General features: G+C 58.0%; 10 protein-coding genes. All 10 read left to right on the top strand.

The annotated features are described in order from the left end of the window. Nucleotide 1: 1 nt before the first annotated feature. Nucleotides 2–991 carry an aldo/keto reductase gene (locus V7651_RS12090; protein WP_335613348.1) on the top strand — a complete coding sequence of 330 codons (990 nt, stop codon included), beginning with the start codon at nt 2–4 and terminating at the stop codon, nt 989–991. Between the two features lie 20 nt (nt 992–1,011). Next, entirely contained in the window at nt 1,012–1,830 is an 819-nt protein-coding gene (locus V7651_RS12095; RefSeq protein ID WP_335613349.1) for an amidohydrolase family protein, read from the top strand. Nucleotide 1,831: 1 nt separating this feature from the next. Continuing rightward, nucleotides 1,832–2,569, top strand: coding sequence for an SDR family oxidoreductase (locus V7651_RS12100; RefSeq protein WP_335613350.1), 738 nt, complete (start codon nt 1,832–1,834; stop codon nt 2,567–2,569). 11 nt (nt 2,570–2,580) lie between these two features. Then, nucleotides 2,581–3,423, top strand: a complete 843-nt coding sequence (locus V7651_RS12105; RefSeq protein WP_335613351.1) for a fumarylacetoacetate hydrolase family protein — start codon at nt 2,581–2,583, stop codon at nt 3,421–3,423. Between the two features lie 327 nt (nt 3,424–3,750). After that, nucleotides 3,751–6,189 (top strand): TonB-dependent receptor, encoded by a 2,439-nt coding sequence (locus tag V7651_RS12110; RefSeq protein ID WP_335613352.1) that lies wholly within the window; start codon nt 3,751–3,753, stop codon nt 6,187–6,189. 33 nt (nt 6,190–6,222) lie between these two features. Continuing rightward, entirely contained in the window at nt 6,223–7,263 is a 1,041-nt protein-coding gene (locus tag V7651_RS12115) for a glycerophosphodiester phosphodiesterase family protein (protein ID WP_335613353.1), read from the top strand. A gap of 264 nt (nt 7,264–7,527) precedes the next feature. Then, on the top strand, nt 7,528–8,580 hold the full coding sequence (locus tag V7651_RS12120; RefSeq protein ID WP_335613354.1) for a helix-turn-helix domain-containing protein: 1,053 nt from the start codon (nt 7,528–7,530) through the stop codon (nt 8,578–8,580). Nucleotides 8,581–8,686: 106 nt separating this feature from the next. Next, complete coding sequence (locus V7651_RS12125; RefSeq protein WP_335613355.1) at nt 8,687–10,978, top strand: TonB-dependent receptor; 2,292 nt, start codon at nt 8,687–8,689, stop codon at nt 10,976–10,978. A gap of 81 nt (nt 10,979–11,059) precedes the next feature. Next, the gene (locus V7651_RS12130; protein ID WP_335613356.1) at nt 11,060–12,364 is read left to right on the top strand and encodes a spinster family MFS transporter; all 1,305 of its coding nucleotides are present in this window, start codon (nt 11,060–11,062) and stop codon (nt 12,362–12,364) included. Next, nucleotides 12,361–13,224 (top strand): alpha/beta fold hydrolase, encoded by an 864-nt coding sequence (locus V7651_RS12135; RefSeq protein ID WP_335613357.1) that lies wholly within the window; start codon nt 12,361–12,363, stop codon nt 13,222–13,224. The genes V7651_RS12130 and V7651_RS12135 overlap by 4 nt, the downstream gene beginning before the upstream one ends. The last annotated feature ends 71 nt before the right edge of the window (nt 13,225–13,295 follow it).

Here is a 13,295-nt window from a genome sequence, read left to right on the forward strand (position 1 = left end):
AATGACTGATCACGCTGCCCCTCAACTGCCAGAATACGGTCTTGGCGCCGCAGGGCTGGGTAATCTCTATACGGCTATAACCGACGACGAGGCCAGCGCTGTTCTCGCCGCAGCAAAGGATGCTGGCTTCGACTATTTCGATACCGCGCCTTATTACGGGCACGGCCTCAGCGAGCAGCGTATTGGTGCATTCCTTGCTGAGGCCGGATACCGGCCGGCGCTCTCCACCAAGGTCGGACGTCGGCTTGAGCCGGCGGGATCAAATCCTGTCCCGGATAATGGGTTCGCTTCGCCCGCACCCTTCATCCCGTATTTCGACTATTCGGCGCGCGGAATCAGGGAGGGCTTTGCAGGCAGTCAGGCTCGTCTCGGAGTCGACAGCGTTGACATGCTGCTTCTCCACGATGTCGGGGCTATGGTCCACGGCGACGCCCACCCCAAAATTCTCGCGCAAGCCGTTAATGAAGCACTCCCGCAAATGGCCACCTTGAAGGCCGAGGGTAAGACAAAGTGGATAGGGCTGGGCGTAAATGAGATCAGGGTGTGCGAAGAAATCCTCGCTCAGGTCGATCTCGATGTTCTCCTCCTCGCGGGGCGCTACACGCTACTCGAACACGAAGCTGCTTTGCCTTTCCTGAACGCATGCCACAGGCGCGGCGTATGCGTCGTCATCGGTGGCGCTTTCAATTCCGGGCTTCTGGCAGCGTCTGCGGGCGAGCCACTGCGCTATGATTATGATACCGCGCCGGAATGGGCCGTCGAACGGGCTGCCCAGCTCCGGAAAGTCTGCGCCGATTTCGACGTGCCGCTGCCTGCTGCCGCGCTCCAGTTCTGTAAAGCACATCCGACCGTTGTGTCTGTCATTCCGGGTGCCAAGTCAGCGGAACAGGTGCGCCAGATCAGCGAATGGACCCGCCATCCTATCGATAGCGGCCTGTGGGCCGCTCTCAAGGAGCGCCAACTTATTTCAGCCGACGCGCCGGTGTCATGATGGAGAAACTGGATTGCCACATGCATATCTGGCGCCTGCAGCGGGGCGATTATGATTGGCTGACGCCGGATCTCGGAAGCATTTATCGCGACTTTGATATCAAGGATGTGTGGGGCGAAGCGGAAACTTGCGGTGTTCGGCAGGTCATTCTCGTTCAGGCCGCCGCCAGTGCAGCAGAGACAGACTTTTTGCTTGATGTCGCCGACACGGACCCACGCGTTGCCGGTGTTGTTGGCTGGGTCGACTTCGAGGCAGGTGATGCGGCAGAACAAATCGCTCGCCGTGCAAAAAACCCACACTTGCTCGGTCTGAGACCCATGATCGCGGACCTGTCAGACCCGCTCTGGATATTGCAAGACGCCTGTGCGCCCGCCATGGAATCCATCCAGGCCAATGAACTTGTGTTTGATGCCCACGCCCACCCAGACCTTGTACCTGTCATGACGCGTCTGGCGGCCCGCTATCCAAATCTACCTATAGTGCTTAATCACGCAGGCAAGCCGCCCATCGCCTCAGCAGAGCTGGATGTATGGCGGGACGATATCTCAGAGCTTGCCCGGCACGAAAATGTTTCCTGCAAGCTGTCCGGTCTTCTGACGGAGGCTGGCGCACGCACTGATGATTCAGCGATCGGCGAAGTCGCCGAACATATTGGCGCATGCTTCGGTCCGGAGCGGTTGCTTTGGGGCAGCGACTGGCCGGTGCTGACGCTGGCGGGAAACTACAAGGGCTGGGCCGCGCAATGCGAGCGCTTGGTCGATCAATATTATCCTGATCATTCCGACGCGATCTTCAGCGGTAATGCCAAACGGATTTATTCCAGAAATGCAGGAGTTTGATATGGGCAGGCTGGCAGGCAAGACAGCATTGGTGACGGCGGCAGCTGCGGGTATCGGGCGAGCCGCCGTAGAGGCTTTCGCGCGAGAAGGGGCCACGGTCATTGCAACTGACATCGACAAGGCTGGCCTGGCGAACTTAGGCGGGCAGCCCGGCGTCGAAACGGCGGTTCTGGACGTGACCGACCGGGATGCAATTGCGGCCCTTATTGGAGATCATTCTGACCTCGATATCCTCTTCAATGTCGCCGGTTGGGTTCATCATGGCACAATCGAGGAGTGCGAGCGGGTGGACTGGGATCGGTCCCTGCTCATCAACCTGACTTCGATGTACGAACTTTCACGCGCTGCATTGCCGAATATGGTTGCGCGAGGTGGTGGCGTGATCCTGAACATGAGTTCGGTCGCATCAAGTGTCGTCGGCGCGCCCAATCGCTTCGCATATGGCGCCACCAAGGCTGGGATCATCGGGCTGACCAAGGCGATTGCCGCCGACTATGTCGGCAAAAACATCCGTTGCAACGCGATCTGCCCCGGGACAGTGGATACGCCATCACTTCACGGGCGCATGTCAGCTCAGGGAGACTATGAAGCTGCGCGCGAAATGTTCGTCGCACGCCAGCCGATGGGGCGCCTCGGCACGGCAGAAGAGATCGCAAATCTGGCACTCTATCTCGTATCTGACGAAGCAACATTCACCACTGGCGCGATACACGTCGTCGACGGCGGCTGGACAAATTAGGAGCTGAAGACATGAAACTTTTGCGGGTCGGCCCAAAGGGACGGGAAAAACCAGGCGTTCTGGATGCAAACGGTAACATTCGGGATGTAAGCGGGCTGGTTGATGACTGGGACGGTATGGCCCTGGCAGATTCCGTCCTGACGAGACTGAAAAAGACAGATCTCTCTGGCTTGCCCAAGCTTGATGGCAAGAGCCGCATTGGGCCCTGTGTTGCGGGCGTCGGAAAGTTCATTTGTATCGGCCTGAACTATGCGGACCATGCGGCAGAAACGGGCGCCGACGTACCAACCGAGCCTGTCATCTTCTTCAAGGCCACGAGTGCCATTTGCGGTCCAAACGACCATCTTGAGATTCCCCGGCGCTCAAAGAAGACGGATTGGGAAATCGAGCTTGGCGTCGTCATCGGCAAGGAAGCGAAATACGTTTCTGAAGAGGATGCTCTGGACCATGTCGCAGGCTATTGTGTGGTTCATGACGTGTCGGAGCGGGCCTTCCAGCTTGAAGGCACTGGGCAGTGGGTTAAGGGAAAAAGCGCCGACACATTCGGCCCAATCGGTCCCTGGCTTGTGACGCGCGATGAGGTGAGTGATCCGCAGGATCTTGCAATGTGGTTGGATGTGAATGGCGCTGCGAAGCAGCGTGGGTCAACGTCGACAATGGTTTTCGGGGTCGCTCATCTGGTCAGCTATCTCTCTCAATACATGAGCCTTCAGCCAGGTGACGTGATCTCGACCGGTACGCCGCCTGGCGTCGGCCTCTCCATGTCTCCTCAGCAATTCCTGCAAGCAGGAGATGTCGTGACGCTCGGCATCGCTGGGCTTGGTGAGCAGAAACAGATCTGCGTTAACGCCTGATATCCAGCCGAGTCAGATAAGGACCAGATGATGCATGAGGATCGGTCGATTCTGCCGAATCTGTTCCTTTATCTGTCGACGATGCGGTTCGTTTTGCATCTGCGCTGAAGTCTTCTTGTCATCGGCGCGTCACATATCGACGGTATCGCGCCTAGGTAGTGCGAACGTGACGGTTTTACTTGACGCTTGTCCCTTAAATATCCCGTATCCTGTATGATTTGATGCAGGTTCGTGAGGTCGTAAAACATTCATTTGATGCGAATGTGTCCACCTCGTAACGACCCGCCAAGCGTCGAATTGTGCGACGCAGCAATAGGCGGGAAGTCAATGAAAACCAGTTTTCTCTGCGCGACAGCAGTCGCTGCACTCAGCATGTCCGGGCAACTTACAGCACACGCACAAACTGTCGATCAAGAGGACGCGCGCCGGCTTGATGTTGTGACGGTTACAACTCAAAAGCAGACGCAATCTCTTATCGATGTTCCGATCAACATTTCTGTTACCGATCAAACGACGATCGACAAACTCGGCGCTGACGATATCGAAGATCTCGCCAACTTCATTCCGGGCCTTCAGGTCCAGGCCCAAAGCTTGAACGCGCCTAGCTATTCGCTTCGGGGTGTTGTGTCTGATGGTGGTTCGCCACGCGTCGCGCTCTTCCAGAACGGTGTATCGATCGGTACGCCTGGCTACGCCACGAACGTGGCGATCTATGACATGGAGCGCGTGGAGGTGGTTAAAGGTCCACAGGCGACTCTATTCGGTCAGGGCGCTCTCGTTGGCGGTATCAATTTTATTCAGAACCGCGCATCGCTTGAGGGCAATTCAGGCCAAATCACGCTGGAAGGCGGTGACTACAGCTCCGTTCGCGCTGAGGGCTTCTACAACTTTGCCGTCAGCGACACGCTGGCTGTTCGCCTTGCTGGTCAGATAAAGAACATGGACGGCTATGTTCCCAACACGGCCAACTCGCCGGACCTGATGGGCCAGGACACGACGGCCCTGCGCAGCGCCATTCACTGGGAGCCTACTTCCCAGCTTACGGCTGATGTCTTCCTGAATTATCAAAACGATGACTCGACCGGCACGCAGTTCACGTCCGGCTTCTTTGAAGTGAATGGCAAGGTCGATCCCTACGGCGCGACGGCGATGAACATCAACGCCGATCAGGTCCGTGACAAACTTGGTAATGACCGCGAGATCTTCGACGCGACGGTCAACCTCGAATACAGGTTCAATGACGCCTGGACCCTCACATCGCTCACTGACTACCGCGATCTAAGCTCGAACGAAGCGTGGGACTCCGATGGCGCGGCCTTCAACCTGCTGCAATTCTATCAGGCGCGCGAAGGCGAGACCTTCAATCAGGAACTGCGCTTGAACTATGATGACGGTGGTCGCCTAACAGCCTTCTTCGGCGCGAACTATTTCGATTACGAGACGCGGGATTCGCTCATCTTCTCGACCGATGAGCGCTATGCGCAGACACTCTTCCTGCCGCAGATTGCTGCCGGGGCAGGTCTCACAGTAGCTCAGATCCGCGGCTTGCTGATGGCGCAAAACATTCCCGGTGCGGAGAACGTAGGAAGCTTTGACAATCCGTTCGACTACTCTGTGGTGGGTCTGCTGACCCAGGGGGCACTTATTCCTTTGAACCCTGCACACGCCGAACGGTCCAATACGACGGACGCGCGCACGAGCTACGATCTCTTCGGTGACGTTACGTATGATGTTACAGACCGCTTCACCCTTACAGGCGGTCTGCGCTATACGATCAACGAGTTGTCGGCCTCCAGTGAAGCTGAACTCATCAGAGGCAACCCAGCGCTGGGCGGTACCTTGAACGCGGTCACGTTCGCACCGGGCTTCCTGATCAACGCGGCACTTATCGGTAATAGAGCTAGCTACTCGGCTGATCCTGACGGCGCTTTCACGTGGCGTTTGAATGCTTCTTACCGCCTCACAGACAACATCAATACGTGGCTTGCCTATGGCCGTGGTCGTCGCCCGGAAGCACTCACTGCCTCTGGTACGACCTACACTGTGCTGGATTCCGAAAAGCTTGATAACGTGGAAGCTGGTATGTTCGGTCGGTTCTTCGATGATCGGGTCCAGATGACCACATCTGTCTATTACGGACAGTACAAGGACTTCCAGACATCGCGCTTCGATCCCATCAACGGTGTCTTCATTACCGAAAACTCGGGTAACGCAACGCAGTACGGGTTCGAGTTTGATGGTCAGGCGCTTGTGACGGATAACATTCGCCTTCTCGCGACGTATGGCTACAACTTCTCTGAATACGATGACGAGGACGATGACGGAAACGCACTCCAGTTTGCCGGCAATACGTTCCGACTGAGCCCGGAAAACAGCTTCTCGCTGGCAGCTGACATGACGGTGCCGCTTGGTGCGCGTGGCGATATCTCGATCGTGCCGAGCTATATCTGGAAGAGCGGGCACTTCTTCGAGGATGATAACGGTTACGACTATGCCGCTGACGGCAATGGTGGCTTTGTTCGCATCCCTGAAATGTATCCCAACGGCGAAGTCGTTGATGAGCACCAGGATGCTTATGGAGTCGCCAACCTGCGGGTGGCTTTTGATAGCGCGGACCAGCGTTGGGGCGTCTACGTCCTCGGCGAGAATGTGTTCGATGAGGAATACCTGATTGACGTTGGTAACACGGGCGGTGCGTTCGGCCTGCACACCATCATCCGCGGCAAACCGCAGATGCTGAAAGCTGGCCTGTACGTCAAGTTCTAGTTCGGCGTCACCTTCAACAAGGAATTTCTTGTAATGAAACATCTCGTTATCCTGGTGGCAGCCTGCCTTGCCGCCTGTGCGGCACCCAGCCAGAGCCAGTCAGCGAATACGCTGGCTGGTTCGGAAGGGGCACTGGAAGCTGCATCCGCCACTTCGCCGCGCGCACCCACGCTTCACGGAGACAAGCCTATCGTTATCGCCCACCGCGGCGCCAGCGGCCTTTATCCGGAGCACACGGCTCCAGCCTACAAGGCGGCGATCGAGCAGGGGGCCGATTTTATCGAGCCTGACCTGGTCGTCACCTCGGATGGAGTACTCATCGCGCGCCACGACCATTTCCTGGCGGCGACAACCAATATTGCCGATCATCCCGAGTTTGCCGACCGCAAGAAGGTCAAGGTGACGCCCCTCGGCGAGCAGGACGACTGGTGGGTCGAAGACTTCACGCTTGCCGAGATTAAGACCCTAAAGGCGATCCAGCAGTTTGAAGGACGTGAGACAAAGTACGATGGCAAGTACGACATCCTGACGTTCGATGAGGTGATAGATATCGCTCTCGAGGCAGCAAAATCTGGCCATCTTGTCGGCTTGCATGTCGAAGCGAAATGGCCGGGCGAGTTTGCTGCTCTCGGCTTTGACATGCCCGATCTCATGATTGCGGCCATGGACAAGAAGGGCCTCAAGGCGGCTGGAATTCCTGTTTATATTCAGTGCTTTGAGCCGCCATTCCTCGCCGAGTTTGCGACCAAGAGCGACCTGCCGACAATCCAGAACATGGTCGGGCCGCCTTATGCCGCGATGCTTGGGCTTGATTACAAGCTGGAGGATATCCACACGACAGGCGTTGGTGCAGAAAAGTCGATGATCCTGAATAAGGACGGCACAACGTCGGACTTTGTCGATCGTGCACACAAGCTGGGTCTTCTTGTTCACGTTTATACAGTGCGTGACGACCATCCGGGTGAGGGGTTTGCAGATTCCCGCGCCGAATTCCGCGCTTTGTTCGACGCTGGCGTTGATGGCGTCTGGACTGACTATCCAGCAACCGGCCTATCGGTACGCGATGCCGAATAGGTTCAGACGGGCACATCCGCCTGTCTATCTGAGTATTTTCAAGGGGCTTCCGTGGTCATACGGGGGCCCCTTATTGTGTCCCGTGTGTCCCTTTATGGGTATCCGTCGGACCACTCGCGGACCACTCGTGGACCGTTCCTGCGCGGTAGACTGACACGGCGTGCCATATCTGTTAGGCTGTATCCCATATTCCGGTACGTTTAGTGTTCGGAACCACAAGGTGGCATCACAGTCCATCAAGACGGGCAGGAGCGGGCTGACAGTATGAGTTTTCGCACGACCAGTGTCCTCTTCGCCCAGGTCAGGCCGATTCTCGTGTCCGCTGCCGAAAGCGGCGTCGACGTCGAGGGCATTCTCGAACGATTAGGTCTTGTGGACGGCATGCGTGCAACGGATCCTGAGCGCCGGTTGGAGTTGAAGGATTATTACCGGATCCAGCGCGACATTGCCCAGTCGCTGGACGACCTTACGGCGCGCCTCTCCGAGCGAACGCTGACCTACAAGACCGGCAATTTCGTGATCGCCCAGGCGCAGCAATCGCGCACGCTTCAGGATGCGATGGTGAGCCTGGCAGAGCACTTCAACATGATGCACGGCGCACCGTACAACTCGGTACGGGTTGGTGCGGGACACTCGGCCTTCGTGGTGGACGATTCGACGTTTCCCTACCGTTTCCGGCACGATACCGAACTGATGCATTTCGTTGGCGACTGCCTCCTGATCAAAGTGCATTGTCTGCTCGACAGTCTCAGCAACGGCCTTGCGACACAGGCTATCCGGCGTGTTCGTCTGCAGCGCACCCGGTCGGGTACACCGCACACCCAGAACGAATTCTGGGACGTGCCCCTGGAGTTCGGCCGCCCGGCCTATGAACTCGTTTATGACTATGACATCGCCTGTCAGACGATCCCCAATATTGATCGGATTGACCTGAGCACTGACGGGATATTTGCGCGCGTCATCAGTCATCTTGAGCGCAAATCACCCAGTAGGGACAAGCGCAGCTATTCGGCGCGCATTCTCGAGCTCGTAGCAGAGGATTGCGTCGATCAGAGCGAGGTCGCCGAACGTCTTGGCGTCAGCGTGGCGACGCTCAGGCGACGGCTTGAGGATGAAGGCGTGTGTTTCCGTGACCTTGTCCGCCAGTCCCGATTCAACAAGGCCGAGCAGCTTCTGAGCCATGGGCGCTCGGTCAGCCAGGTCTGCGAGACGCTCAATTATTCCGACATCCGGGCTTTCAATCGCGCCTTCAAGAAATGGAAGGGGCTGACACCGGCCGAGTTTGCGAAACAGGCGAAACTGCTGAAGGCCGACTAGCGTGTGAGCGAAAGTGTTCACTCTGCCTGACGATTCCGGTCGTAGTTACATCCCCCTAAATCGATATCTTCCTGCTCAAACAACAAACAATCCGCGGGAGGATAAAATGAAGACTCATATCGCAGGACCAATCCGTCTTGGGCTCGTCTCGGCTCTGGCCATCAATGCCGGGCTGTGCGTGGCTCACGCTCAGGAGAGCACAACGGATGAGGATGGTGCCAAGCGTCTCGGGGCGATCACCGTCACCGCGCAACGCCGCGAACAGAACCTTATTGATGTGCCCCTGTCGGTCACCGCTTTCGATTCCGAACAGCTGGAGCTGACGGGCGCTGTCGATATCACGTCAATCCAGCGGACCACGCCGAACGCGACCATCGAAGTGGCGCGCGGGTCCAACTCCACACTCGTCGCGTTCATTCGCGGTGTTGGCCAGCAGGACCCGCTCTGGGGCTTTGAGCCCGGCGTTGGCCTCTATGTGGACGATGTCTACGTGGCCCGTCCGCAAGGCGCGATCCTCGACATCTTTGATATCGACCGTATCGAAGTCCTGCGCGGCCCGCAGGGAACCCTGTATGGCCGCAATACAATTGGCGGCGCGATCAAATACGTCACCAAGCCACTCAGCAATGAGCCCGAACTCAAGGCCAAAATGAATGTCGGCAGCTATGGGCAGCTGGACGGTATCCTCTCCGGCTCGACGCCAATCGGCGACACGCTCGCGATTGGCGGCGCCATCGCGAAATATACACGTGACGGTTACGGCAAGAACCTCAATACGGGCGCTGAGCACTATAACAAGGATGTGCTGGCCTATCGCCTGAGCGCTGACTGGAGCCCGACAGACGATTTCTCGGTTCGGTTTGCCTATGATCGTTCTGAAGATGATTCCAATGCGAAGCACGGCCATCGGCTGTTGCCAAGCGCGGACGGCACGATCCCTGTTACGGGCGATATTTATGACACGCGCGCAGGCATCGGCGACAAGAACTCCGTGACGACCGAAGGCTACTCACTGACAGCGCAGTGGGACGTCAATGATGCGGTGACCCTGAAGTCGATCACGGCTTATCGCGAAGGCGAAACCGTAACGCCGATCGACTTTGATGCCCTGCCGCAGAACGACTTTGATGTTCCGGCCGTCTATTACGATGACCAGTTCAGCCAGGAATTCCAGCTGCTGCTGGACAATGGTCCATGGTCTGGTGTGATGGGCGTCTATTACCTGGACGGCAATGCAAACGGCGCGTTCGATGTGATCCTGGGCGGCCTCGGCCTGACGGTCTATCAGGCCGGTGACCAGAGCAAGGAAAACCTCTCCGTCTACGGCGATTTCACGTATGAACTGAACGACCAGTGGAGCATTTCGCTCGGCGGCCGTTACACCGAGGACAAGACGACGGCGGACGTGACGCGTGAGTTGTGGCTGGGCGCCGGTTCGGGCTCATTCGATCCCACGAATACGTCCATCTTCTTTGCCACGCAGACGAGCTATAACGACGTCTCCCGCGATGATAACCAGTTCACGCCTCGCCTGTCGGTTTCCTACAAACCAACGGACAACCTGAACCTCTACGCAACCTATTCGCAGGGCTTCAAGGCCGGTGGCTTCGATCCGCGGGCCCGCGAAGACCTTGATCCGACAGGTCTGTCTGAACAAGGTTTCGGACCTGAGACAGTCGATAGCTACGAGATCGGCCTGAAAGGCGTGTTCCTCGATGGTCGCCTGACGATGAACTCCGCGATCTTCCTTGCCGACTATAAGGACCAGCAGATCACGGTGCAGAGTGGCGCGGATTCTGACAATGACGGCGTCAATGACACGTTTGTCTCCTCCGTCTTCAATGCGGGCGAGTCTCAATATACGGGCTTCGAACTCGAAGGCGCGCTGCTGCTGACGGATCAACTCACGCTGTCCGGCAACCTTGGCTATATCGACGCCGAGATTCAGGAAATCCTGTCTGGTGGCGTCAATGTGGCTGCCCAGTTCGTCACCCAGAACACGCCGGAACTGCAGGGGCAGGTTGCGCTGAACTATACCAACAGCCTTGGCGCAGACAAAGGCGAGATCTCCCTGACCGGATCGCTGTCCTATCGTGATGAATACTATCTCTTCAACGTCGCGAACCCCGGCTTCCCGGCGGGACAGAGTGCGATCTTCCCGGCGGGCGGACCGGCACTGGATCCGAAATCCTACAGCCTGCTTGATCTCAGCGCTGTCTGGACATCGCCATCGGGCAAGTACCGGCTTGGCCTGCATGGACGTAACCTGACGGACGAAGAATATCGTGTTGCGGCCTATAACTTCGTGACGCCAAGCCAGCTGGGTGTCGACAGTGCTTACTCGGCTTTCTACGGCCCGCCGCGTACCATTACGGCCTCCTTGTCGGTCGAATTCTGATCGGCTGAAAAGGCCAGCGGGTCTCCAAACCTCCCGGAGACCCGCTGGCTGCCTCTTTAAAACCACAAGGTATATGTCCCGATGGCGCGAGAGATCACAGAGCCACACAGCCCCGCATTGCCGGTGCCCAAACAGTCGCGGACATATGTTCTGGCGCTCCTGACACTGGTCTATACGTTCAATCACATCGACCGTCAGATTCTCGTGATCCTGCTGGAGCCGATCAAGGCCGATCTCCATCTGGATGACTCCCAGCTTGGTCTATTGTCAGGCCTGGCCTTTGCGGCCTTCTACGCCACGCTCGGCATCCCGATCGCCATGTGGGCGGATCGCGGGGATCGTCGCAAGATCATCGCGCTCGCCCTGATGGTCTGGTCTGGCATGACGGCGCTTTCAGGCTTTGCGCAGAACTATTGGCAGCTCTTGCTCGCGCGTATGGGCGTGGGTGTCGGCGAAGCGGGTGGTACGCCGCCGGCGACCTCCATCATTGCCGATCTCTATGGGCCGAAGGAGCGCGCCATGGCGCTCGGCATCTATACGACGGGCATTGGCCTCGGCATCCTGGCGGGCTTTATCATTGGCGGCCTGGTCTACGAGACGCTGGGCTGGCGGGCGGCGTTTTTCATCGCCGGCATTCCGGGACTGCTTCTGGCTGTGCTTGTGCGGTTTACGCTTCGTGAGCCGGTGCGGGGCGCAGTCGAAGAGCGCTCGAGCAAGGCCGAGGCGCCACCGCTTGGCGTGACGTTGAAATTCATCGCTGGGCAGACGTCTTTCCTGTGGCTGTTGGCCGGGTGCTGCCTGATCTGCATTTCGGCGAATGCGTTTCTTGTTTTCACTTCGAGCCATTTGCAGCGGACGTATGGCGTCGGGCCGGGGCAGGTGTCGGCGCCGCTCGGGCTGCTGATCGGTGGCATCGGCGGCATTGGTGCCGTCGCAATCGGGCGCCTGTGCGACCGGCTGTCGGTGAACAGCCAGAAGTGGCGACCGTGGACGATTGCCATCTGCTCGGCTGTTGCACTGCCCTTTGCCTGGATGTTCCTGCAGGCGGACAGCCTGATGGCGGCTTATGCGTGGAATATCGTGCCGAGCTTCGTGGGCCTGATCTATGCCAGTATCGCCTATACGGCAGCGCAGGAACTTGTCGGGCTTCGCATGCGGGCCTTCGCATCGGCCTTCATGCTGTTCTGCCTGACTTTGATCGGCATTGGCGGCGGGCCGACTTTGGCGGGCGTGATGAGCAATGTGTTCCTGCTGCAGGGCCACGCGGATTCGCTGCGCCTCGCTCTGCAAGCCATGCTGGCGTTCAATGCGCTCAGCATAGGATGCCTGCTGATGTCGGCACGTCATTATGATCGGGATGCGCTGCGGGCGGCGGCGATGCCATGACCGGCGACGACATTTTCTACACATCGTCAGACGGTCTCGCGCTTCACGCCAGGAGCTACGGCGCATCCAATGACGGCTCTGCGATTGTTTGCCTTCACGGCCTTACGCGTAATCACAAGGATTTCGAACCGATGATTGCCGGGCTGGGCATGTCGGACCGATTCATTTCCGTTGATATCAGGGGCAGGGGCCAGTCGGAACGCGATCCAGACCCGGCCAACTACAATCCGGCTATTTATGCGGGCGATGTGTTGGTGTTGCTCGATCAGCTCAAGCTGGAACGCGTCCATCTTATCGGGACATCGATGGGCGGCATCATCTCGATGATCCTGATGACCATGATACCGGATCGGATCAGCAGCGTCGTCTTGAACGATGTCGGTCCGGTTGTGGAGCAGGCCGGGCTGCGGCGGATCATGGCGTCGGCTGCGCCCTCGGCAGGATATGGCAGCTGGAGCGCTGCTGCCGAAGCTGTAGCGCGTTCACAGGCGGTGCCGTATCCCCGTCTCACTCCCGAGGACTGGATAGCTTTCGCGCGCCGAACGCATCGCGAAGAGGACAATGGGCAGGTTGTGCCTGACTTCGACCCGGCGATTATCACACCGGTGCCTGACAAGCCCCCCGGCTTGGCGGCGCGTCTCGGCATGTGGCGTCTCTTTGCCAAAATGAAGACTGCGCCATTGCTCGTGATAAGGGGCGAGCAGTCCGACATTCTCTCGGCCAAAACAGCCGACAAAATGGTGAAGCGCCATAAGCGAGCCTCGCTGGCGACCATTCCGGGGGTGGGGCACGCACCGCTCCTGAATGAGCCAGAATCCCTAAGCGCCATTCGGCATTTCCTCGGTGAAACGGCTGCCTGAGGCTGGTTCGCGAGGCAGTTGCCCGCCAATCTGCGCGAATGTCGCGCAGATTGTTCAGCTTTGCTCTTGAT

Origin of the sequence: Hyphomonas oceanitis, assembly GCF_036964545.1 — a bacterium.
Lineage (GTDB): Bacteria > Pseudomonadota > Alphaproteobacteria > Caulobacterales > Hyphomonadaceae > Hyphomonas > Hyphomonas oceanitis.